21 protein-coding genes and 1 other RNA gene are annotated in these 22608 nt (G+C 73.8%); 14 read left to right on the top strand and 8 right to left on the bottom strand.

Features of this window, described 5'->3' with window-relative positions; translation table 11 throughout:
* Positions 1–27: 27 nt before the first annotated feature.
* The 8 genes from prfB (at position 28) to ACFSBI_RS09270 (ending at position 6867) form a co-directional block, all read left to right on the top strand.
* Entirely contained in the window at positions 28–1122 is a 1095-nt protein-coding gene (prfB, locus tag ACFSBI_RS09305) for a peptide chain release factor 2 (RefSeq protein ID WP_377934275.1), read from the top strand.
* Between the two features lies 1 nt (position 1123).
* Positions 1124–1333 carry a hypothetical protein gene (locus ACFSBI_RS09300; protein WP_377934248.1) on the top strand — a complete coding sequence of 70 codons (210 nt, stop codon included), beginning with the start codon at positions 1124–1126 and terminating at the stop codon, positions 1331–1333.
* Between the two features lie 105 nt (positions 1334–1438).
* Positions 1439–2677, top strand: a complete 1239-nt coding sequence (gene ftsE / locus ACFSBI_RS09295) for a cell division ATP-binding protein FtsE (RefSeq protein WP_377934273.1) — start codon at positions 1439–1441, stop codon at positions 2675–2677.
* A complete protein-coding gene (gene ftsX, locus ACFSBI_RS09290) occupies positions 2674–3585 on the top strand; it encodes a permease-like cell division protein FtsX (RefSeq protein ID WP_377934247.1) in 912 nt (303 codons plus the stop codon). Before ftsE ends, ftsX begins: the two co-directional genes overlap by 4 nt.
* Positions 3586–3672: 87 nt before the next feature.
* Positions 3673–4149 carry an SsrA-binding protein SmpB gene (gene smpB, locus ACFSBI_RS09285; RefSeq protein ID WP_377934245.1) on the top strand — a complete coding sequence of 159 codons (477 nt, stop codon included), beginning with the start codon at positions 3673–3675 and terminating at the stop codon, positions 4147–4149.
* A 104-nt stretch (positions 4150–4253) separates the two neighbouring features.
* Positions 4254–4718, top strand: a complete 465-nt coding sequence (locus ACFSBI_RS09280; protein ID WP_377934243.1) for a GNAT family N-acetyltransferase — start codon at positions 4254–4256, stop codon at positions 4716–4718.
* Between the two features lie 181 nt (positions 4719–4899).
* Positions 4900–5275: a transfer-messenger RNA gene (gene ssrA, locus ACFSBI_RS09275) on the top strand.
* Positions 5276–5394: 119 nt separating this feature from the next.
* Entirely contained in the window at positions 5395–6867 is a 1473-nt protein-coding gene (locus ACFSBI_RS09270) for an MFS transporter (protein WP_377934241.1), read from the top strand.
* 96 nt (positions 6868–6963) lie between these two features.
* Here the strand turns inward: ACFSBI_RS09270 and ACFSBI_RS09265 are convergent, their stop codons facing one another.
* From ACFSBI_RS09265 to ACFSBI_RS09250, 4 genes are read right to left on the bottom strand one after another with little or no spacing between them, the layout of a single operon-like run.
* A complete protein-coding gene (locus ACFSBI_RS09265) occupies positions 6964–7578 on the bottom strand; it encodes a methylated-DNA--[protein]-cysteine S-methyltransferase (protein WP_377934239.1) in 615 nt (204 codons plus the stop codon).
* Positions 7575–8045 (bottom strand): RNA polymerase sigma factor, encoded by a 471-nt coding sequence (locus ACFSBI_RS09260; RefSeq protein ID WP_377934237.1) that lies wholly within the window; start codon positions 8043–8045, stop codon positions 7575–7577. The genes ACFSBI_RS09265 and ACFSBI_RS09260 overlap by 4 nt, the downstream gene beginning before the upstream one ends.
* A 6-nt stretch (positions 8046–8051) precedes the next feature.
* The gene (locus ACFSBI_RS09255; protein ID WP_377934235.1) at positions 8052–8855 is read right to left on the bottom strand and encodes an inositol monophosphatase family protein; all 804 of its coding nucleotides are present in this window, start codon (positions 8853–8855) and stop codon (positions 8052–8054) included.
* A 24-nt stretch (positions 8856–8879) separates the two neighbouring features.
* Complete coding sequence (locus tag ACFSBI_RS09250; protein WP_377934233.1) at positions 8880–9548, bottom strand: LuxR C-terminal-related transcriptional regulator; 669 nt, start codon at positions 9546–9548, stop codon at positions 8880–8882.
* 120 nt (positions 9549–9668) lie between these two features.
* On the opposite strand from ACFSBI_RS09250, the gene ACFSBI_RS09245 reads away from it, so the two are divergent.
* Positions 9669–9947: a GlsB/YeaQ/YmgE family stress response membrane protein gene (locus ACFSBI_RS09245; protein WP_377934232.1), complete on the top strand. Its 279-nt coding sequence runs from the start codon at positions 9669–9671 to the stop codon at positions 9945–9947.
* A 6-nt stretch (positions 9948–9953) separates the two neighbouring features.
* Here ACFSBI_RS09245 and rsgA read toward each other — a convergent pair whose 3' ends face one another.
* Together rsgA and aroA are read right to left on the bottom strand one after the other, a co-directional pair.
* The gene (gene rsgA / locus ACFSBI_RS09240) at positions 9954–11054 is read right to left on the bottom strand and encodes a ribosome small subunit-dependent GTPase A (RefSeq protein WP_377934231.1); all 1101 of its coding nucleotides are present in this window, start codon (positions 11052–11054) and stop codon (positions 9954–9956) included.
* Entirely contained in the window at positions 11051–12364 is a 1314-nt protein-coding gene (aroA, locus tag ACFSBI_RS09235; protein ID WP_377934230.1) for a 3-phosphoshikimate 1-carboxyvinyltransferase, read from the bottom strand. The genes rsgA and aroA overlap by 4 nt, the downstream gene beginning before the upstream one ends.
* Positions 12365–12521: 157 nt before the next feature.
* On the opposite strand from aroA, the gene ACFSBI_RS09230 reads away from it, so the two are divergent.
* Both ACFSBI_RS09230 and ACFSBI_RS09225 read left to right on the top strand, forming a co-directional pair.
* Positions 12522–13352 (top strand): sigma-70 family RNA polymerase sigma factor, encoded by an 831-nt coding sequence (locus ACFSBI_RS09230; protein ID WP_377934229.1) that lies wholly within the window; start codon positions 12522–12524, stop codon positions 13350–13352.
* Between the two features lie 5 nt (positions 13353–13357).
* Positions 13358–13597 carry a zf-HC2 domain-containing protein gene (locus ACFSBI_RS09225; protein WP_377934228.1) on the top strand — a complete coding sequence of 80 codons (240 nt, stop codon included), beginning with the start codon at positions 13358–13360 and terminating at the stop codon, positions 13595–13597.
* A 59-nt stretch (positions 13598–13656) separates the two neighbouring features.
* Here the strand turns inward: ACFSBI_RS09225 and ACFSBI_RS09220 are convergent, their stop codons facing one another.
* Positions 13657–17421 (bottom strand): multifunctional oxoglutarate decarboxylase/oxoglutarate dehydrogenase thiamine pyrophosphate-binding subunit/dihydrolipoyllysine-residue succinyltransferase subunit, encoded by a 3765-nt coding sequence (locus ACFSBI_RS09220; protein ID WP_377934227.1) that lies wholly within the window; start codon positions 17419–17421, stop codon positions 13657–13659.
* A gap of 106 nt (positions 17422–17527) precedes the next feature.
* Here ACFSBI_RS09220 and guaB1 point away from each other — a divergent pair, with 106 nt between their 5' ends.
* Positions 17528–18958 (top strand): GMP reductase, encoded by a 1431-nt coding sequence (gene guaB1, locus ACFSBI_RS09215; protein WP_377934225.1) that lies wholly within the window; start codon positions 17528–17530, stop codon positions 18956–18958.
* A 15-nt stretch (positions 18959–18973) separates the two neighbouring features.
* Here the strand turns inward: guaB1 and ACFSBI_RS09210 are convergent, their stop codons facing one another.
* Positions 18974–19960, bottom strand: coding sequence for a ketopantoate reductase family protein (locus ACFSBI_RS09210; RefSeq protein ID WP_377934223.1), 987 nt, complete (start codon positions 19958–19960; stop codon positions 18974–18976).
* A 96-nt stretch (positions 19961–20056) separates the two neighbouring features.
* Here ACFSBI_RS09210 and ACFSBI_RS09205 point away from each other — a divergent pair, with 96 nt between their 5' ends.
* Entirely contained in the window at positions 20057–21400 is a 1344-nt protein-coding gene (locus ACFSBI_RS09205) for a hemolysin family protein (protein ID WP_377934221.1), read from the top strand.
* Complete coding sequence (locus ACFSBI_RS09200; RefSeq protein WP_377934219.1) at positions 21397–22449, top strand: hemolysin family protein; 1053 nt, start codon at positions 21397–21399, stop codon at positions 22447–22449. Before ACFSBI_RS09205 ends, ACFSBI_RS09200 begins: the two co-directional genes overlap by 4 nt.
* Positions 22450–22608: the final 159 nt, after the last annotated feature.

The following is a 22608-nucleotide window of genomic DNA, read 5'->3' as shown; positions in this document are numbered from 1 at the left end:
GCCGTGCAGCTCGACTACGGCCCCCGGATCGCCGCCCTCCGCTCGACGCTCGGCGACGTGCTCGCGGTGGTCGACGTGACCGCGCTCGCCGCCCGCATCGCCGACCTCGAGTCCCGCGCCGCGGCGCCGGACCTCTGGGACGACCCGGAGGCGGCGCAGAAGGTGACGAGCGAGCTGAGCCACGCGCAGTCCCAGCTGTCCCGGGTCACCCGGGTCGAGGCGCGGCTCGACGACCTCGAGGTGCTCGTCGAGCTGGTGAACGCCGAGGACGACGAGGCGCAGGCCGCCGAGAGCGCGGCCGAGGCCGAGGCCGAGCTCGCCGCCGTCGAGGCGACGGTGAACGAGCTCGAGGTGCAGACGCTGCTGAACGGGGAGTACGACCCGCGGCCGGCCGTCGTCACCATCCGCGCGGGCGCCGGCGGCGTCGACGCCGCGGATTTCGCGGAGATGCTGCTGCGCATGTACCTGCGCTGGGCGGAGCAGCACAGGTACACCGCGACGGTGATGGACACCTCCTACGCGGAGGAGGCGGGCATCAAGTCCGCCACCTTCGAGGTCGACGCCCCCTACGCCTTCGGGACGCTGTCGGTCGAGGCCGGCACGCACCGGCTCGTGCGCATGAGCCCCTTCAACTCGGCGGGCAAGCGCCAGACCAGCTTCGCGGCGGTCGAGGTGATCCCGCTGCTGGAGGAGTCCGGCGAGATCGAGGTGCCGGAGAACGACATCCGCGTCGACGTCTTCCGCTCGTCGGGCCCCGGCGGCCAGAGCGTGAACACGACCGACTCGGCGGTGCGGATCACGCACCTGCCGACGGGGATCGTCGTGTCGATGCAGAACGAGAAGAGCCAGATCCAGAACCGCGCCGCCGCGATGCGCGTGCTCCAGTCCCGCCTGCTGATCCAGCGGCGCGAGGAGGAGGCGGCGAAGAAGAAGGAGCTGGCCGGCGTCATCACCGCCAGCTGGGGGGACCAGATCCGCAACTACGTGCTCGCGCCGTACCAGATGGTCAAGGACCTCCGCAGCGAGCACGAGGTGAACAACCCCTCCAGCGTGTTCGACGGCGACCTCGACGGGTTCCTCGCCGCCGGCATCCGCTGGCGCAAGCGCGACCCGGAGGCGTGACGTGCCGGGCCGCCCGCCCGCGCTCGGCACCGCGCTGCTGCTCGGCGGCGTGCTCGTGCTGTTCGTCTCCGTGATCGCGCAGCTCGCCACGACCGACGGCCTGGCGCAGACCCTGTGGGTCGGCGCCTCCATCGCCGGGGCGGTGCTCGCGGCCATCGGGATCGCGGTCCTCATCAGGCGCGGCACGGGCGGCGGGGGCGCGCCGGACTGAGCCGGGCAGACCATTGCGGGGCCCTCGGGTCAGGCGAATCCCATCGGTGCAGTTCGCCTGTCGGCGCCGCGTCGTCACGGATCCGGACCTATGGTGTCTGCCGTCATGATCCGCTTCGACTCCGTCTCCAAGCGCTACCGCGGCGCCCAGCGCCCCGCGCTCGACGGCATCTCCCTCGAGATCGGAGCCGGCGAGTTCGTCTTCCTCGTCGGCGCGTCCGGCAGCGGCAAGTCGAGCCTGCTGCGCCTGATGCTCCGCGAGGAGAAGCCGTCCGCGGGCGAGATCCACGTGCTCGGCCAGCGCCTGACCTCGATCTCGACCCGCAAGGTGCCGTACTTCCGCCGCAGCCTCGGCGTCGTCTTCCAGGACTTCCGGCTGCTGCCCAACAAGACCGTCGCGCAGAACGTCGCCTTCACGCTGCAGGTCATCGGGAAGTCCCGCGGCTTCATCCAGACCACCGTGCCCGACGTGCTCGAGACCGTGGGGCTCGCGGAGAAGGCCGACAACTTCCCGAACGAGCTGTCCGGCGGCGAGCAGCAGCGCGTCGCGATCGCGCGCGCCGTCGTGAACCGGCCGGCGATCCTGCTCGCGGACGAGCCGACCGGCAACCTCGACCCGCGCACCAGCGAGGGCATCATGCAGGTGCTGGAGCGCATCAACGCCCAGGGCACCACCGTGGTGATGGCGACCCACGACGTCACGCTCGTGGACAAGGCGCAGAAGCGCGTCGTGGAGCTGGTGCAGGGCCATATCATCCGCGACGAGCTCGAGGCGACCTACGTCACCTCCTCGCTGAAGCTGCCGAAGCGCGAGAAGCCGGCCGGGCCCGCGACGGGGTCGACGCCCATGTGGGCGCGCCCGTCACGCCCCGCTGCGGCGGTGGAGGAGGCCCCGGCGCCCGCGCGGCCGCGCACCGGTCCCGTGCCGACCGCCGCTCCCGCGACGAACGAGATCTGGGTGCGGACCGACACCGGCCCGGTGCTGGTGCCCGGCGAGCACGCGCCGTGGCGTGCGGCGCCGCTCGCGCCTCCGGAGCCCGCGGACGACGCGCAGGGCCGCAACCTGTTCTTCGCGGCGCCCGTGCCGGCGCAGCGCCGGGAGACCGGCCTGCCGACGGGGCAGTCCCCGGTCGTCGGCGCGCCCGCCCCCGCCGCCGAGACGACGGCGCCCGTGGCCCGGCCGCAGCGCGGCGGGATGCGGGCGTCGGTGGAGAACACCGGCGACGAGCAGGCGGACGACGGCTTCGCGGGCCGGCACCGCGGCGACCTGCCGGACCACCTGGACTTCGTGCGCAGGCTCGGCCTCGCGCAGCGCCACGACGACGAGGTGGGGCCGTCCTCATGAGGCTGGGACTCGTGCTGTCCGAGGCGGGCAGCGGGCTGCGGCGCAACCTGTCGATGGTCGTGTCGATCGTGCTCGTCACCTTCGTGTCGCTGACGTTCGTCGGCACGGCGGCGCTGATGCAGTTGCAGATCGGCCAGATGAAGAACTTCTGGTACGACAAGGCGCAGGTCGCCGTGTACCTCTGCAACGACGCGGTGCAGTCGGCGAGCTGCCCGACCGGGGTCACGAAGGCCGAGACCGCGGCGGTCGAGCAGGCGCTGAAGACGCCGCCGGTCAACACGTTCGTGCAGAAGTACTACTTCGAGACGCAGGCGCAGGCCTACAAGAACTTCCAGCAGCAGTTCAAGGGCAACCCGGTCGCCGACATCGTGACGCCGAGCATCCTGAACGAGGCGTTCTGGATCAACCTCAAGGACCCGAGCCAGGCCGACGCGCTCTCGCAGGCGCTGAGCGGCATGCCCGGCGTCGACGCGGTCACCGACCAGCGGCGGCTGCTCGACCAGATCTTCGCCGTCCTGAACACCGCCTCGATCACGGCCGCGGTGATCGCCGCGGTGATGCTCGTCGCCGCGACGCTGCTGATCTCCACGACCATCCGGCTCTCGGCGTTCTCGCGCCGGCGCGAGCTCGGCATCATGCGGCTCGTCGGGGCGTCCAACCGCTTCATCCAGACGCCGTTCGTGGTGGAGGGGGTCATCGCCTCGCTCATCGGGTCGGTGCTGGCAGCGGCGACGACCGTCGGCATCGTGCAGTTCTTCGTCCAGGGCTACCTGGCGAGGGCGCAGCGCGACGTCGCCTTCGTCACGGTGCCGGACGCGCTCGTCGTCGTGCCGATCCTGATCGGCGCGGGCGTGCTGCTCGCCGCGGTCTCCTCGAACGTGGCGATCAGCCGCTACCTGCGCGTCTAGCGGAATCCGGGGGCGTCCCCCGCCGTTCTCCACAGCGGAGGCCTCGCTACGATGGCGGGTCGCCAGCACGCGGAGGGAGGCGGGCTCATGCCGAAGGAGCAGGGAAGACGGGTCGTCGCCACGAACCGCAAGGCGCGGCACGACTACACGATCGAGGACACCTACGAGGCGGGCATCGTGCTCACCGGCACCGAGGTGAAGTCACTGCGGCAGGGGCGCGCGTCGCTCGTCGACGGCTACGCCTACATCGACGGCGGGCAGGCGTTCCTCGACTCGGTCCACATCCCCGAGTACAACCAGGGCACCTGGACCAACCACCCGCCGCGTCGCACCCGCAAGCTGCTGCTGCACAAGCAGCAGATCCTCAAGCTGCACTCGCAGGTGCGGGAGGGCGGCTACACGCTGGTGCCGCTGTCGCTGTACTTCAACGACGGCAAGGCGAAGGTCGAGCTGGCGCTCGCGAAGGGCAAGAAGGACTACGACAAGCGCCACGCCCTGCGCGAGCGGCAGGACCTGCGCGAGGCGCAGCGCGCGATGCGCACGCGGAACCGCCTCGGCGAGTAGACGCGCGCCGGGTCGGTGCGGACCGCTCCCGCTGGTCGAGGTGCGACGCAGGATCCTCGAGACCGAGGGTCCGCGGGCGGGACCTGCGGCACCAGGATGAGCGGGTGACCTTCACGGTGGCCGGCGGCAGCCCGCTCGAGCCGGACGTCGTCGCGCTGCTCGAGGAGCACCTCTCGGACATGCGGCGCACCTCCCCGCCCGAGAGCGTGCACGCCCTCGACCCCGCGGCCCTCGCCGCACCGTCGGTGCGCTTCGTCACGGCGCGGGACGCCGACGGGGTGCTGCTCGGCTGCGGCGCGGTCAAGGACCTCGGCGACGGCACCGGCGAGGTCAAGTCGATGCGCACCGCTCCGGCCGCGCGGGGAAGCGGCGTCGCGACCGCGGTGCTCGCGCACCTCGTCCTCGCGGCGCGGGACGCCGGCTGGCGCCGGCTCAGCCTCGAGACCGGGACGCAGCCGTTCTTCGAGCCCGCGGTGCGCCTGTACCTGCGGCACGGGTTCCGCCCCTGCGCGCCCTTCGCGGGCTACACGGACGACCCGAGCAGCCGGTACCTCGCGCTCGAGCTGTGAGCCGGCCGCCGCTCGTGCGGCGACCAGGTGCAGTTGCGGCGGCACGTGCCGCCGCAACTGCACCTGGGGACCGCAGCAGCGCGGTGGCGGAATACCCGGTCGGGGCCGTGCCTTACACTCGACGGGCCCCGCGAGGGGTCTCACAACTCCACAGCGGAACAGCGGCTCGCACGCCCAGCACGGGGATGATCGGTTTCGACATTGCCTGTTCAGGGACGGGAAGCGGGCCGAGGATGCGCGCTCATCTCGTACAACGCTGCGCGCAAAACATAGGTGCCAGTAAGTCTCGCACCGCGTTCGCTCTCGCTGCGTAAGCAGCCGGAGTGACGCCGTCGGCCCGGGTCCGCCTCCGCCCCGGTAGCCGGCGTCATCAAGGGGGCTCGCTGTGATCGCTCCGTCCTGGGGCGTCACGGGACTTCAACCAGGGCTGGGCCCGTCGATCGCAATCCGTCTGCGGTAAGGATCGGGGCCGAGCAGAACGACACACGCAGACTGCGCCCGGAGAAGACGTCGCTCTCCAGCAGTGGACGGGGGTTCGATTCCCCCCATCTCCACCCCGGCGTGGCCGCTGTTCCGCTCGTGGGGCTCCCGCCTCGGGTGGCCCTCTCCTCGTCGGTCCGTGACCGGCGAGCGCGCTCAGCGGGCGCGCACCGGGGTCGGCGTACCGTCGGGCCCCGTGACCGCGGCGACAGCGCAGCGGGCGGCGGACCTCGACGAGGGGGCCAAGCGGCGCGCGTTCGCGGTGAGCATCGCGGTGGCGGTGCTGACGATCCTCGACCTGTCGAAGGTGAACGTCGCCCTGCCCTCCATCGACCGGGCCCTCGGGGCCGGGCCGACCGAGCTGCAGATCATCGTCGCCGGCTACGCGCTCGCGTTCGGGCTCGCGCTCGTGCCGGGCGGCCGCCTCGGCGACGTGCTGTCCCGCCGCACCATGTTCCTCGTGGGCCTCACGGTCTTCACGGTCTTCAGCCTCCTCTGCGCGCTCGCGCCGAGCGCCGGGCTGCTGCTCGCCGCCCGCTTCCTGCAGGGGATCGGCGCGGGGCTGCAGATGCCGCAGGTGCTCGGCATCGCGCAGGAGCTCTACCAGGGGGAGTCGCGGGCACGCGCGTTCGGCGCGTACGGCGCGAGCGTCGGCGTCGGCACCGCGCTCGGCCCCACGATCGGCGGCGCCCTGATCCTGCTCGGCGGCGAGCAGGACGGCTGGCGGGCGATCTTCTGGATGAACGTGCCGCTCGGCGCCCTGCTGCTCGTGCTCGCGATGCGCGTCCTGCCGCGGGAGCCGAAGCGGGACCACCGCGAGTCGCTGGACCCGCTCGGCGTCGGGCTGCTCGGCACCACCGTCGTCGCGTTCATGCTGCCGTTCGTCCTCACGACCGGGCAGCCGGGCGACAGCCCGTGGCGCTGGCTGTTCCTGCTCGCCGCCGCCGCGCTCCTCGCCGCCTTCGTCGCGTGGGAGCGGCGCTACCGCGAGTCGGGGCGCACCCCGGCCGTCGACGTGCAGCTGTTCCGGCGCCGCTCCTACCGCAACGGGATCCTCGTCGCCACCGCCTGGTTCGCCGCCGGTCCCGCCACCTTCCTGCTGAACACGCTCTTCCTGCAGGAGGGGCTCGGGCTCGCTCCGGTCTTCGCCGGGATGGTGACGATCCCGTTCGCGATCGCGTCGGCCGCGTCCTCCTACACCGCGGGTCGGCTCGTCTCCCGCTACGGCCGGGCGCTCGTCGTCGTCGGCCTCGTGGTCGCGCTCGTCGGGTTCGCCGCGACGCTGACCGCCGCCGTGCTCTCGCCGCCCGCCTGGGCGCCCTGGCTGATGGCCGCCGCGCTGCTGATCGCGGGCGCCGGCGGCGGCTCCGTCGTCTCGCCGAACCAGACGCTGACCCTGTCGGAGGTGCCGGTGGCGAAGGGCGGCGTCGCCGCGTCCGTCGGCCAGGTCGGGCAGCGGGTCGGCACGGCGATCGGCGTCGCGGGGGCGAGCGCCGTGTTCTTCTCCCTGCTGAACGCGGACCTCGGGGGAGCCCGGCTCGCGGACTACCACCTCGCGGTGCTCGGCGGCGGCGGCCTCGCGTTCCTGATCCTGCTCGCCGCGCTCGGCTTCGCGCTCGCGGACCTGGTCGCCCGCCGCCGCGACCCCGACCCCGCCGTCGCGCGGTAGCAGCGGCGTCGCGCCGTTGGTGCGCCGACCGCGAGACGCCGCTGCGACCGCGCGACGTGACGCGCCGACCGTGCGACGCCGACCGGCGGGAGGTCGTCAGGCGGGGAGGCGGCCCGTGGACTCGAGCGCGAGCAGCCGCACCTTCGTCTCCGCGCCGCCGAGGTAGGCGCCCGTCGTCCCGTCGGAGCGGGTCACGCGGTGGCAGGGGATCACGAGCGGCAGCGGATTCGTGGCGCACGCCGTGCCGACCGCGCGGACCGCCCGCGGCGCGTCGGCCCGGGCGGCGAGCTCGGCGTAGGTGACGCGCTGCCCGAACGGCACCGCGCGCAGGCGGTCGAGCACGGTCAGCCGGAACCCGCGGGCCAGCCGGGTGTCGAGCGGCAGCGGGAAGGGGTCGCGGGCGCCGGCGAGGTAGGCCTCGAACCAGCGCGCCGCGGGGTCGAGCCGGGCGGGCGTCCGGAGGACGCGGGCGCCGATCCGGTCGGCCAGCGACTGCAGCACGGCGTCCTCGGCCTCGCGCTCGAACGCGACGCGGACCACCCCGCGCTCGGTCGCGGCGACGAGCAGGCCGCCGATCGCCGAGTCGAGGGTGCGGTAGTGCACGTCCGGGGCGTCGGCGCCCGTCGCGGCGCGCTCGAGGCGCTCGTGCAGCGCCGCGAGCGGTCCGGGCGGCGGGGCGAGCAGGTCCTGGTCGGTGGGCGGGTGCGTCACGAGTCCTCCTCGGCTTGGATCATCAGGGTGCGGAGCCGGCGGACGCCGTCCGACGCCGCCTTGCGCGCCGCGGCGGGGCTCGTCCCGGTCAGCTCCGCGACCTCGGCGAACGGCAGGCCGGCGAGGTGGTGGTGCACGACCGCGGCGCGCTGACCGGCCGGCAGCCGGGCGAGCGCCGCCCAGAGGTCGAGGTCGGGCAGCGCCTGCTCGACCGCGCGGTCCGGCACGCCGTCCTCGGGGTGCTCGACGCGGCCGCCGGCGCGCAGCACGTCGAGCGCCTTGCGGTGCGCGATCGTCACGAGCCAGCCGCTGACGCGGTCGCCCTCGAAGCGGTCCCAGGCGCGCAGGGCGGCGAGGAAGGTGTCGCTCCAGGCGTCCTCCGCGTCGTGCTGCGGCAGCAGCCCCCGGCACACCCGCCAGACGACGTCGCCGTGCGCCTCGACGATCCGCTCGAAGGGGATGCTCACATCAGGTCAACGCGCGGGGTCGAGCGGATGTGAGCGCAGGACGTCGAGGACGCGCTCGTGCAGGAGCCCGTTCGTCGCGAGCGCGGTCGGCCGCCACGGCGCCGCCTCGCCGTGCAGGTCGGAGAACCGCCCGCCCGCCTCCTCGACGATCGGCACCAGCGCGGCGACGTCGTACACCTGCAGGTCGTGCTCCCCGGCCGCGTCGAGCTGCCCCTCCGCGACGAGCATGTAGGACCAGAAGTCGCCGAGCGCCCGCGCCCGCCAGGCCTCGCGGGTCAGGGCGAGCAGTCGGCCGACCCAGCCCGCCCGGTCCCAGTACTGGAGCGCGTTGTAGCTGACGTAGGCGTCGGCGAGGTCCGTCACCCGCGACACCTGCAGCAGCTGCGGCTCCTCGTCGGGCGACGCCGCCCAGGCGCCGGAGCCGCGCGCGGCCCACCAGCGGCGGCGGAGCGCCGGCGCGGAGACCACGCCCACCTGCGGCACCCCGTCGACCGCGAGCGCGATGAGGGTCGCCCACACCTGCTGGCCTCGCAGGAAGTTCGTGGTGCCGTCGATCGGGTCCACGATCCACTGCCGCCCCGCCTCGCGGGTGCCGCCCTGCTCCTCGCCGAGCACGGCGTCGTCCGGCCGCTCGGCCGCGAGCAGGTCGCGGATGCCCGCCTCGACGGCGCGGTCCGCGTCGGTGACCGGCGTCCGGTCCGGCTTGGTGTCGACGCGCAGGTCCTGCGCGCGGAAGCGGCCGAGCGAGACGGCATCGGCGGCGTCGGCGAGGCGGAGGGCGAGGGCGAGGTCGTCGTCGAGGCTCGGCACGCGTTCGAGCCTAGGCGGGCGGCGTCAGGGGCCGCCGAGCCAGTGGTCGATGCGGTGGTGGTCGGGCAGGAAGCCGTGCTCGACGCCCCAGAGCACCGCCTGCGTCCGGTTGACGGCGCCGATGCGGCGGTAGGCGGACCGGATGTACGACTTCACGGTGTTCGGGCTGAGCCAGGTGAGCCGGGCGATCTCCGCGTTGCTGCGGCCCTGCGTGATCAGGGCGAGGACCTCCGCCTCCCGCTCCGTCAGCCCGTGGTCGCGGCCCGGCCAGTCCAGGCCGTCGGTGCTGAGCTCGCCCTGCGGGGCGGGGCTCACCACGACCTCCCCGGCGTGGATCCGCTCGATCGCCGAGACGAGCTCCTCTGCGGACAGCGCCTTGGACAGGTATCCGCGCACCCCCGCCCGCAGCGCCTGCTCGACCAGCTCCGGCTGCAGGTTCCAGGTGTAGACGACGACGCACCCGCTGCGGGGGTCGCGCGCGAGGTCCTCGACCTGCTGGTGGTCCGACTCCGGCTGCGCGAACGAGTCGTACAGCACGACGTCGATCGCGTCGTCGAGGTCGCGGTTCGCGTCGATCTCCGAGACGACGATGCGGTCGCGGTGGGCGTCGAACAGGTGCGCCAGCCCGATCAGCACGACCTCGTAGTCGTCGACCAGCGTGACGGTGATCGGCCTCGTCGTCGCCGCGGTCATGGACGCGGACGGTACACCCCGCGGGGTGTGCCGGACGGGTCGCCCTGCTGCTCGGATGGGTCCGACCGGCGAGCCCGTCGGTCTCACGGCGCCGACCGGCGCGCAGCGGAAGGAACGGACATGGGCGTTCTCGGCACCATCATCACCGTCATCGTCGTCGGGCTGATCGCGGGCGCGGTCGCCCGGCTGGTCGTGCCCGGCAGGCAGTCCATGGGCATCGGGGCGACGATCGTCCTCGGGATCATCGGCTCGTTCGTCGGCGGCTTCCTCGGCTACCTGCTGTTCCGCGCGGACGCGCAGGACGGCCTGCTCCAGCCCTCCGGGATCATCGGCTCGATCATCGGGGCGATCATCGCCCTGCTGGTCTACGGCGCCGTCACCAGGCGGCGCACGGCCTGAGCGGGATCAGGCGTCGTCGGGGTCGTCCGGCTCGTCGGCCCCGACGACCCGCCCGCCCTGCGCGTCGAGGAGGCGCTGCAGGGACTCGAGGCGGCGGCGGCCCGCGTCGCCCAGCTCTCCGGCGGCGACCCGGTCGACGATCTCCCAGTCGTGCGCGTCCGCGAGGGCGACGCCGTCCGGCGGGTCCGCGACCGGGTGCGCCCGCGCCGCGAACGAGCGGAGGATGTTCGCCGGATCGACGTGCCCGAGCCCGAAGGAGCGCACGCCCGGGGTGTCGATGACCCAGCCGGCGGCCGGCCGGCCGGCCTCGCGCTCCGCCTCGCTCGCGTGCAGCCGGAGCGCGACGGAGGACGAGGAGGTGTGCCGGCCGCGCCCCGTCACCGCGTTCACGTCACCCGTCGCCCGCGCCGCGTCGGGCACGAGCGCGTTCACGACCGTGGACTTGCCGACGCCGGAGTGGCCGACCGCGACGGTCGTGCGTCCGAGCAGCAGCGCGCGGAGCGCGGCGAGGTCGCCGCCCCGCGTCGTCGTGACCACCGGGAGGTCGAGCGGCGCGAACTCCGCGAGCAGCCCGGCGGGGTCGGCGAGGTCGGTCTTCGTCACGAGCAGCACGGGGTCGAGGCCGGCGTCGAAGGCGGCGACGAGGTACCGGTCGATCAGCGCCGGGCGCGGCTCGGGGTTCGCCGCGGCCACGACGACGAGCAGCTGGTCGGCGTTCGCCACGATCACCCGCTCGACCTCGTCGGTGTCGTCGGCGCTGCGCCGCAGCACCGTGGCCCGGGGCGCGATCCGCACGATGCGGGCGAGCGAGCCGGTGTCGCCGGTGAGGTCGCCGACGACGTCGACCTCGTCGCCGGTCACGACGCCCGTGCGGCCGAGCTCGCGCGCCCGGGTCGTCTGGATCGTCCGCTCGTCGGCGCCGTCCTCGTCGAGGAGCACCTGCATCCGGCCCCGGTCGACCGTGACGACCCGGCCGGGCGCGGCGTCGTCGTGCGCGGGGCGCTGCTTCGTGCGCGGCCGCGACCCGCGGCGGTTCGGCCGCACCCGCGCGGCGGACTCGTCGTACTCCTCGTACGGCTCGTCCTCGTCGCCCCCGAGCCAGCTCACGGCAGCATCCGGGCCCACAGCTCCGTGAACCCGGGCAGGGTCTTCGCGGTCGACGCCACGTCCTCGACCTCGACGCCCGGCACGGCGAGCCCGATCAGGGCGCCGGTCGTCGCCATGCGGTGATCGGCGTGGCTGCGCCAGGGCCGGCCGGCGGCGGGGGAGCCGCCGCGCACGACGATCCCGTCCTCGGTCTCCTCCGCGGCGACGCCGACGTTCCCCAGCTCGGCGACGAGCGCCGCGAGGCGGTCGGTCTCGTGGCCGCGCAGGTGGCCGATGCCGTGGAACGTGCTGGTGCCGTCGGCGAAGGCCGCGAGCCCCACGAGCGTCGGGGCGAGCTCGCCGCCCTCCGAGAGGTCCAGGTCGACCGGGTGCAGCGGGCCGTGCGCGACGCCCGGCCCTTCGACGGCGAGCGACCCGCCGTGCAGCGCGACCTCGCCGCCGAACGCCGCGAGCCAGTCGCGCAGCCGGTCGCCGACCTGGGTGGTCGTGCTCGGCCAGTCGGGGACCGAGACCCTGCCGCCCGCCACGAGCGCTGCGGCGAGGAACGGCGCGGCGTTCGACAGGTCGGGCTCGATCACGACGTCGCGCCCGGCGATCGCACCGGGCGCGACGGTCCAGCGGCCGGTCGCGCCCGCGACCTCCGCGTCCACGGTCACCCCGCGCCGGCGCAGCACGTCGAGCGTCATCTCGACGTGCGGCACGGACGGCAGCCGCTGCCCGCGGTGCTCCACGACCAGCCCGTCGTCGTAGCGGGCGCCGGCGAGCAGCAGCCCGCTGACGAACTGGCTGGACGCCGAGGCGTCGATCCGCACCGCGCCCCCGCGCACGCCGCCCGCGCCGCCCACGGCGAAGGGCAGCGCGTCCCGGCCGTCGTCGTCGACGGGGACGCCGAGGTCCCGCAGCGCCCGGATCGTCGTCGCCATGGGCCGCTCCCGCGCCCGCTCGTCCCCGTCGAAGCGCACCGCGCCGTCCGCCAGCGCGGCGACCGGCGGCAGGAAGCGCATCAGGGTGCCCGCGAGGCCCACGTCGACCGCCGTGCCGCCCCGGAGCGGGCCCGGCTCGACCACGAGGTCCTCCCCGTCCGGCTCGATCCGCGCCCCGAGCGCCCGCAGCGCCGCGACCATCAGGTCGGTGTCGCGCGCGGCGAGCGGGCGGACGAGCCGGGAGGGCCCCGTGGCGAGCGCCGAGAGGACCAGCTCGCGGTTCGTGAGGCTCTTGGATCCGGGCAGCCGCACCCGGGCGTCGAGGGGGCCCGGTGCGACGGGGGCGCGCCACAGCCCGTCCGGTGCGGAATAGGCGTCGGCGGGCATCGGTTCCAGCCTAGGTCCGACCGCGGCGAGCGGTCCGGGACGGGAACGACGTCACTGCAGCGGAAAGGAGCGCCGGATGCCCGTGAGCCTGCTCGAGCGCCCCCGCGCGCCGCTGCTCCCATGGGTCGCCGACGGCCCGGAAGTACACTCCGGACCCATGCCGCGACCCGGATCCGAGCCCCGTCCCGACGACGAGGACCTGCCCGTCGACGACGCGGAGCGGCACGACGAGGACGCGGACGCGGACGCGGAGGACCTCGCCGAGGACGACGAGCACGCGGACCGCGAGGCGCTCGGCGGGCTCGACGACGACGCGGTCGACGAGGCCGAGGGCGAGGCCCGCGACACCGTCGAGGAGGTCCTCGACGAGACGACGCTCGGCGAGCAGGAGCTGCGCGCGCTGTTCGAGCAGCAGGCGCTGCCCTTCCTCGACCAGCTCTACGCGGCGGGCATGCGCATGACGCGGAACCCGGCGGATGCGCAGGACCTCGTGCAGGAGACGTTCGTGAAGGCGTTCGGCGCCTTCCGGTCGTTCCGGCAGGGCACGAACCTGAAGGCGTGGCTGTACCGGATCCTCACGAACACGTACATCAACAGCTACCGGAAGAAGCAGCGCGACCCGTACAAGGGCAGCACGGACGACCTCGAGGAGTGGCAGCTCGGCGAGGCGCAGTCCACGACGTCCTACTCCCGGATCTCGCGCTCCGCGGAGGCCGAGGCGATCGACCACCTGCCGGACTCCACGGTGAAGGACGCGCTGCAGTCGATCCCGGAGGACTTCCGGATGGCCGTCTACCTGGCGGACGTCGAGGGCTTCGCCTACCAGGAGATCGCCGACATCATGCACACGCCCGTCGGCACCGTGATGAGCCGCCTGCACCGCGGCCGCCGGCTGCTGCGCGAGCGGCTGACCGACTACGCGAACGAGCGCGGGATCCAGATCGGCGCCGTGTCGCGCCGGTCCGCCCCGACCAGGAAGGGGGCCTGAGGGCCATGACCGACTGCGGTTGCGAGAAGGCGAAGGCCGATCTGGAGGAGTACCTCCACCAGGAGCTGTCGCGCGAGGAGTACTCGGACATCGCCGAGCACCTGGCGCACTGCGCCGACTGCAGCGACGAGGCGCACGTCGGCCGGGTCCTGACCGACGCGGTGCGCCGCGCGTGCCGGGACACGGCGCCGGAGGCGCTCCGCGTGCAGGTGATCACGCAGCTGCGGGTCACGATCGCTCACTGACCCCTTCATCGTGTAGGCAGATCTCGGCGGAGCGCCGAGATCTGCCTACGAGATGAAGTTCAGCGGGCGAAGACGCGCTCCACGAGGTCGCGCTGCTCCAGCGCGTGGCGCTTCGCGGACCCCGCGGCCGGAGACGCCGACGCGGGCCGGGACACCACCCGGACGGCGCGGGCGTCGTCGTGCCGCCGGTTCAGCATCTCGAGCTGGACGAACGGCGCGGCGCCCTGGTTCTCGGGCTCGTCCTGCGCCCAGACGATCTCCGCGTCGGGGTAGCGCTCCAGCACCCGTCCCAGCTGCTCGCGCGGCACCGGGTAGTACTGCTCCACCCGCACGAGCGCGGTGGTGCGGTCCTGCCGCTTCTCGGCCTCCGCCAGCAGGTCGTAGTGGATCTTGCCGCTGTGGAGCACGACCCGGGTCACCGCCGACGGGTCCTCGATGCGGGCGTCGTCGATCACGGGCTCGAAGCCGCCCGTCGTCAGGTCCTCGACCGAGCTCGTCGCGCCGCGCAGCCGCAGCATCGACTTCGGCGTGAACACGACGAGGGGCTTGCGCGGGCGCGCGACGGCCTGCCGTCGCAGCAGGTGGAAGTACGACGCCGGGGTCGACGGCTGGGCGATCGTCATGTTGTCCTGCGCGGCGAGCTGCAGGAAGCGCTCGATGCGCGCCGACGAGTGGTCGGGCCCCTGGCCCTCGTAGCCGTGCGGCAGCAGCAGCACGACGGAGGAGCGCTGGCCCCACTTCTGCTCGGACGCCGACACGTACTCGTCGATGACGATCTGGGCGCCGTCGACGAAGTCGCCGAACTGCGCCTCCCAGCACACGAGCACGTCCGGCCGCTCGACGGAGTAGCCGTACTCGAACGCCATCGCGGCGTACTCGCTGAGCAGCGAGTCGTAGATCCAGAAGCGGCCCTGATCGGCGGACAGGTGCGACAGCGCCGTCCACTCCTCGCCGTTCTCGCGGTCGTGCAGCACCGCGTGGCGCTGCACGAAGGTGCCGCGGCCCGAGTCCTGCCCCGCGATGCGCACGCTGGTGCCCTCGAGCAGCAGCGACCCGAACGCGAAGAGCTCCGCCGACGCCCAGTCGAACCCGCCGCTGCGGGTCATCTCCTGCCGCTTGCCGATCACGGCGCGCAGCTTGGGGTGCACCGCGAAGCCGTCGGGCACCGCCGCGAACGCGTCGCCGATCGACTGGAGGACCTCCTGCGACACGGACCCGGCACCCGTCACCGGCGCGCCCTCGCCCTGCTGCGACCGCGGCATGGAGAGGTCCGAGACCGAGTCGGCGTTCGCGTCGGGCTGCGGGGAGACGTCGGAGCCGCCCTGCGACTGCGCGTCGTGCGTCTCGGCGAACGCCTGCTCGAGGCGCGCCTGGAAGTCGCGGTGCGCGTCGTCGTACAGCTCCTGCGTGATGTCGCCGCGGCCGACGAGCGCCTCCGTGTACAGCTTGCGGACGCTGCGCTTCGCCTCGACCAGGTTGTACATGACCGGCTGGGTCATCGAGGGGTCGTCGCCCTCGTTGTGACCGCGCCGGCGGTAGGTGACGAGGTCGACGACGACGTCGCGGTGGAACCGCTGCCGGTAGGCGAATGCGAGCTCGGCCACGCGGGCGACCGCCTCGGGGTCGTCGCCGTTCACGTGGAAGACGGGCGCCTGGATCGTCTTCGCGACGTCGGTCGCGTAGATCGACGTGCGGCCGTCGGAGGGCGAGGTCGTGAAGCCGACCTGGTTGTTCACGACGATGTGCACGGTGCCGCCGGTGCGGTACGCCCGCAGCTGCGACATCTGCATCGTCTCGACCACCACGCCCTGCCCGGCCATGGCCGCGTCGCCGTGGATGAGGATCGGCAGCACGCGGTAGGTCGCGACGGGGTCGCGGTCCTGCTTCGCGCGGACGATGCCCTCGAGCACCCCGTTCACCGTCTCGAGGTGCGACGGGTTGGCCGCGAGCGTCACGGGCAGCGTCGTCCCGGTCGCCGAGACGTAGGTGCCGTCCGTGCCGAGGTGGTACTTCACGTCGCCGGAGCCCTGCTGGCTGCCCGGGTCCTGCGTGCCCTCGAACTCGCGGAAGATCTGCCCGTACGTCTTGCCGCAGATGTTCGTCAGGACGTTCAGCCGGCCGCGGTGGGCCATGCCGATGGCGGCGGAGTCGAGCGCGTCCTCGTCGGTCGCGCGCTGCAGCACCGTGTCGAGCAGCGAGATCAGCGACTCCGAGCCCTCCAGGCTGAACCGCTTCTGGCCGACGTACTTCGTCTGCAGGAACGTCTCGAACGCCTCGGCCTGGTTCAGCTTGCCGAGGATGCGCATCTGCTCGGCGTGCGTCGGCTTCTCGTACGCGCGCTCGAGGGCGTCCTGGAACCAGGCGCGCTGCGCCGGGTCCTGGATGTGCATGTACTCGACGCCGACGGTGCGGCAGTAGCTGTCGCGCAGCTGGCCGAGCACGTCGCGCAGCAGCATCTGGCGCTTGCCGGCGAAGCCGCCGACGACGAACTCGCGGTCGAGGTCCCAGAACGTGAGCCCGTGGTTGCGGATGTCGAGGTCCGGGTGGGACCGCTGCGCGTAGACGAGCGGGTCGAGGTCCGCCAGCAGGTGGCCGCGCACGCGGTAGGCGTTGATCAGCTCCTGCACCCGCGACGTCTTCGAGACGTGGTCGGCGAGGTCGAGGTTCAGGTCCTGCGCCCAGTGGATCGGATCCGACGGGACCCGCATCGCGGCGAACAGGTCCTCGTAGAAGTGGTCGCCGCCGATCAGCAGCTCGTGGACGATCTTCAGGAACTCGCCCGAGCCGGCGCCCTGGATGACGCGGTGGTCGTAGGTCGAGGTCAGGGTGATCGTCTTGCCGATGCCGAGGTCGATCAGCGTCTTCTCCGCCGAGCCCTGGAACTGCGCCGGGTACTCGAGCGCGCCGGCGCCGATGATGCAGCCCTGCCCGTTCATCAGGCGGGGCACGGAGTGCACCGTGCCGATGCCGCCCGGGTTCGTCAGCGACAGGGTCGTGCCGCCGAAGTCCTCGGCGGTGAGCTTGTTCGCCCGCGCCTTCTTCACGAGGTCGTCGTAGGCGGCGACGAACTCGGCGAAGTGCATCGTCTCGGCCCGCTTGATCGACGGCACGAGCAGCGCGCGGGTGCCGTCCGGCTTCGGGATGTCGATGGCGAGCCCGAGGTTGATGTGCCCCGGCTGCACGACCGACGGCTTGCCGTCGACCTCCGCGTAGTGCACGTTCTGGCTCGGGAAGGCCTGGAGCGCCCTGACGAGGGCGAAGCCGATGATGTGGGTGAAGCTGACCTTGCCGCCGCGCGCGCGGCGCAGGTGGTTGTTGATGACGATGCGGTTGTCGATCATCAGCTTCGCCGGGATGGTCCGGACGCTGGTCGCGGTGGGGATCGCGAGCGACGCGTCCATGTTCGTCGCGAGCGTCTTCGCCATGCCGCGCAGCGGCGTGACGGCGTCGTCGTTCGCCGCGCCCTGGCGCACCGCGTGGGTCGGCGCGTCGGCCGGGATCGGCTTCTTCGCGGGCTTCGCCTGCGGGCGCGGTGCGCTCGCCGCCGGCGCCGCGGGCGCCCGCTGCACCGGCGCCGCGGCCTCCGCCTCGTCGACCGCGAACGTGCCGTCACGACGCGGCTCGTCCTCGCCCGCGGCGCCGTCGTGCGGCTGCAGCACGGCGTCCGGGTCCACCGGGCGGTACGCCTCCAGCACCGGCCACCACGAGCGGTCGACCGAGTCCCGGTCCGCCGTGAAGCGCTCGTACAGCTCGTCCACGAGCCACTCGTTCGCGCCGAACTCGTTGCCCGCGCCTTCTTCGGTCCCCGTCAGCTGGTTGGACACCTGTCGCCTTCGCCACCCTCGCTCGTGCTCGTGCTCGTGCTCGATCCGGTCTCCGAGGGTACGCCCGAGAGGCCGAGCAGGAGGCCGGATGGATACCGTTTCGGACATGCGTCTCCTCGCCGACCGGCCCGCGCACGACCTCACGTACTCCGACGTGTTCCTCGTCCCCGGCCGATCGGGCGTCGCCTCGCGGCTCGACGTCGCGCTCGCGCCGGACGACGGCACCGGCGCGACGCTGCCGATCGTCGCCGCGAACATGAACTCCGTGACGGGCCCCCGGATGGCGGCGACCCTCGCCCGGCGGGGCGCGCTCGGGGTGCTGCCGCAGGACCTGCCCCACGCGGAGCTCGCGGAGGCGGTGGCCTGGGTGAAGGCGCAGTCGCCGCGCTGGGACTCGCCGTTCGTCCTCGCCCCCGGCGACGCGGTGCGGGACGCGAGGGCGTCGGTGACGGGCGGCGCCGGGCACGGCGTGGTCCTCGTCGAGGACGGCGCCGTCCTCGGCGTCGTCGATGCGGCGAGGCTCGAGGCGGCGGCGCCGGACGCGCGGCTCGGCGACCTGGCGGACCGCGACGCGCTGCTCGACGGTGCGATCGGCGACCCGCACGCGGTCTTCACCGCGCTGCACGGCAGCGGCCGCGACTTCACGGCCGTCCTCGAGGGCGGGGTGCTCGTCGGCACGGCCAGCACCCGCAGCGCGGTGCGCCAGGAGGTCTACGCACCGGCGCTCGACGCCGCGGGGAGGCTGCCCCTCGCGGCCGCGCTCGGCATCACCGGCGACGTCGCCGGCCGGGCCCGCGAGCTCGCCGCGCTCGGGGTCGACGTGCTCGTGCTCGACACCGCGCACGGGCACCAGGAGGGGATGCTGCGAGCGCTCGAGGCCGTGTCGGCGCTCGGGCTCGGGCTGCCGCTCGTCGCCGGCAACGTCGTGACCGCGGACGCGACCCGCGACCTCGTGTCGGCCGGCGCGACGATCGTGAAGGTCGGCGTCGGCCCGGGCGCCATGTGCACGACGCGGATGATGACCGCGGTCGGGCGGCCGCAGTTCAGCGCGGTCCTCGAGTGCGCGGACGCGGCGCACGGGCTCGGCGCGCACGTCTGGGCCGACGGGGGCGTGCGGTACCCCCGCGACGTGGCGCTCGCGCTCGCCGCGGGCGCCTCCTCGGTGATGATCGGCAGCTGGTTCGCCGGCACCATCGAGGCGCCGGGCGTGCTCGAGCGCGACGAGGACGGCCGGCTCTTCAAGCAGAGCTGGGGGATGGCCTCGACGAAGGCGGTGCAGTCCCGGTTCGGCGACCGCGACCCGTGGGAGCTCGCCCGCAAGCGCCTGTTCGCGGAGGGGATCTCGACCTCCCGGATCCTGCTCGACCCGCTGCGCCCGGGCGTCGAGGACCTGCTCGACACGATCACGACCGGGGTCCGGTCCTCCTTCACCTACGCCGGAGCGGCCGACCTCGCGGCGTTCCGCGAGCGCGCGGTCGTCGGGGTGCAGTCCGCCGCCGGCTACGAGGAGGGCAAGCCGCTCCCGGTCGGCTGGTGACGGCGCTCGCGAGCGTCAGCCGAGCCGCGCCAGCAGGTCCGCGGCGGGCACCGAACCGGGCGCTCCGCCGTCGGCGACGAGGCGCCGCATCTCCCGCTGCAGCAGCGCGTTGACGGGCGTCGGCACGCCGTGCAGACGGCCGAGACGGGCGATCTCGCCGTTCAGCCAGTCCGTCTCGACCGAGCCCTGCGCGCGGGCGACGCTCTGCCAGGTCGAGCCGCCCTGCCGGGCCCGGCCGCCGACCGCGGTCGCCGCGTAGCCGGTGACCTCGCGGGCGTAGGCGGCGTCGTCGACGACCCGCAGCCCGGCGGCGGCGAAGGCGGCCTCGACCTCGGCGCGCGCGAGGGCGTCGAGGCGCGCCGCAGCGCCCTCGTCGGCGTGCCCGCACAGCGCCTCCACGGCGTTGCCGACGTTGCGCAGCAGCTTCGCGCGCTTCCACGCCATCACGTCCTCCACGGCCCGCGCCCGGAACCCCGCCCCGGTCAGGTCGGCCGCCACGGCCCGGTCGAGGTCGTCGGCGCCGCCCGCGGCCCGGCCGATCGCGAGCACGCCGGCGATCGGGTCGCCCTCGCCGATCACGACCCCGGGCTCCAGGTGGGTCGCGGGCAGGTTCACGCACACGCCGTGCACGTCCGGCGCGACCCGCAGCGCCGCGTCCTCGTTCGCGACCCCGTTCTGCGCGAGCACGAGCGGCAGCACGTCCGTCGCCCGCTCGCGGCCCACGCGCACCGCCCCGAGCTGCTCGAGCACCCCGGCCGTCTGCTGCGACTTGACCGCGACCACGACCACGTCGTCCGCGGCGAGGCCGAGCGCCTCGACCGTCGGGGCGACGGGCGTCCGCAGCCGCAGGTCCGCGCCCGGTCGACGGACGAGGAGGCCCTCGGCCGCGATCGCCTCGCCGTGCCGACCCCTCGCCACCAGCGCCACCTCGTGACCGGCGTGCGCGAGCAGGCCGCCGATCACCCCGCCGACCCCGCCGGCTCCCACGACCACGTACCGCATCGGGCCATGCTGCCGCGGCCGCGCCGGTAGGATGCTCAGCCTGATGGACGACCATTCGCCCTCGCCCGACCCACTCCCGGCCCCCGGAGCCCGCTGATGCTCTGGACCGACCTGCTGCTCTTCGCCGTCGGCCTCGTGCTCACCGCCGGGACGGGCATGTTCGTCGCCGCCGAGTTCGCGCTCGTCAACCTCGACCGCTCCGACCTCGAGGCCCGCCAGCGCGACGGCGAGCAGGGGCTCGGCCGCACCATCGCGGCGCTGCGGATCACCTCCACGCACCTGTCGAGCGCGCAGCTCGGCATCACGCTGACGACGCTGCTCGCGGGCTACACGTTCGAGCCGGCCCTCAGCGCCTTCATCGGCGTGCCGCTCGTCGGCCTCGGCGTGCCCGAGGCCGCGGTGACGCCCATCGCCGCGGTGCTCGGCCTCTTCATCGCAACGGTCATCTCGATGATCATCGGCGAGCTGCTGCCGAAGAACCTGGCGCTCGCCCTGCCGGTCAGGGTGGCCCGGTTCGTCATGCCCTTCCAGTCGGGGTTCACGACGGTGTTCCGGCCGGCCGTCCGGGTGCTGAACGGGTCGGCGAACCGCGTCCTGCACGCGATCGGCATCGAGCCGAAGGAGGAGCTGTCGGGCGCCCGCACGGCGCAGGAGCTGTCCTCCCTCGTCCGCCGGAGCGCGCTCGAGGGCGTGCTCGACAGCGACACCGCGACCCTGCTGACCCGCACGCTGAACTTCTCCGGCCACACCGCCGCCGACGTGATGACGCCCCGGCCCCGGCTCAGCACCGTGCCCCGCAGCGCCTCCGCGCAGGACGTGCTCGACCTCGCGCGCCGCACCGGCTTCTCCCGCTTCCCGGTGACGGGGGAGCAGGGGGTCGACGACGTCGTCGCGCTGGTGCACGTGAAGCAGGCGATGGCCGTGCCGCGCGACCGCCGTGCCGACGTGCCCGTCGGGGCGATCGAGACCGAGGCGCTGCGGGTGCCTGAGACCATGACGCTCGACGCGCTGCTCGGCGAGCTGCGCGGCCGCGGCTACCAGATGGCGGTCGTCCTCGACGAGTACGGCGGCACGGCCGGCGTCGCGACGCTCGAGGACTGCGTGGAGGAGCTGGTCGGCGACCTCGTCGACGAGCACGACCGCACCCGCGCCGGCATCGTCCGCGCCCGGGACTCGCTCACCTTCCCCGGCATCCTGCGCCCGGACGAGATCCTCGACCAGGCGCGCGTCCGCGTCCCCGAGTCCGGCCTCTACGAGACCGTCGCGGGCTACGTCGTCAGCGAGCTGGGGCGGCTGCCCCGGGTCGGCGACGTCGTCACGATCGACCAGGGCACGCTCGAGGTGCTGCGGATGGAGGGCCGGCGCATCGACCGGATCCGCTTCCGCGCCGACCCGGACGCGCCCGCGAACCACCCCGAGGACCTGGCGGCGAAGGTATGAGCGACTGGGCTGGGCTCGCATGGCTGGTCGTGCTGCTCGCGATCAACGGGTTCTTCGTGGCGAGCGAGTTCGCGGTCATCTCCGCGAAGCGCTCGCAGATCGAGCCGCTGGCGGAGCAGGGCAAGCGGAGCGCCCGCGTCGCGCTCGGCGCGATGGAGCACGCGACCCTGATGCTCTCGACGACGCAGCTCGGCATCACCGTGGCGTCGCTGCTGATCCTGCAGGTGTCCGAGCCGGCGATCCACCACCTGCTCGAGGTGCCGCTCGGCGCGATCGGGCTGTCGGAGGAGGTCGTCGGGATCGTCGGCTTCGTCCTCGCGCTGCTGATCGTCACGTTCCTGCACGTCGTGCTCGGCGAGATGGTGCCGAAGAACCTCGCCTTCTCGGTGCCGGACCGCGCCGTCCTGCTGCTCGCGCAGCCCCTCGTGTTCGTCGAGCGGGTCTTCCGACCGCTGATCTACGCCCTGAACGGCACGACCAACGCCCTCGTGCGGCTCGTCGGCGTCGAGCCGAAGGACGAGGCCACCAGCACCTACACGATCGACGAGGTCGAGACCATCGTCGAGACCTCGCGCCGGGAGGGGACGCTCGTCGACACCTCGGGCACCCTCACCGCCGCGTTCGAGTTCACCGAGAAGCGCGTCGAGGACATCGTCGTGCCGATGGCGGAGATCGTCGGCCTGCCCTACGGCGCGACGCCGGCCGACCTCGAGCGCGCGGTCGCGCAGAGCGGCTTCTCCCGGTACGTCGTCGTCGACCAGGCGGGAGAGCCGACCGGCTACCTGCACCTGAAGGACGTGCTCGAGCTGGACGAGGCGGACAAGCCGGTGCCCGGCCGGCTGCTGCGCGGCCTCTCGAGCGTGGCGGCCGGGACCGAGCTCGAGGACGCGCTGGCGAGCCTCCGGCGCGGGGGGCAGCACCTCGCGCGCGTGCTCGACGAGGAGGGCGGCAGCCGCGGCATCCTCTTCCTCGAGGACGTCATCGAGGAGCTGGTCGGCGAGGTCCAGGACGCCACGCGCCGCGAGCTCGCTCCGGCCCGCCGCCGCTGACCCGAGCGGGTGGCCCGCGAGTCCTCGGTCTCGAGGCTCCTGCGTCGCACCTCGACCGGCGGGGCGGGGTCGCGCCCGTGGTCCGCTGCTCGCCGTCGGTCGAGGTGCGAGCGGAGCGAGCCTCGAGACCCCGCTCCCGTGAGCGTCGCCGCACCTCGA

Origin of the sequence: Amnibacterium endophyticum, assembly GCF_042680685.1 — a bacterium.
GTDB lineage: Bacteria > Actinomycetota > Actinomycetes > Actinomycetales > Microbacteriaceae > Amnibacterium > Amnibacterium endophyticum.
This window is presented reverse-complemented; position numbering and strand designations above follow the sequence as displayed.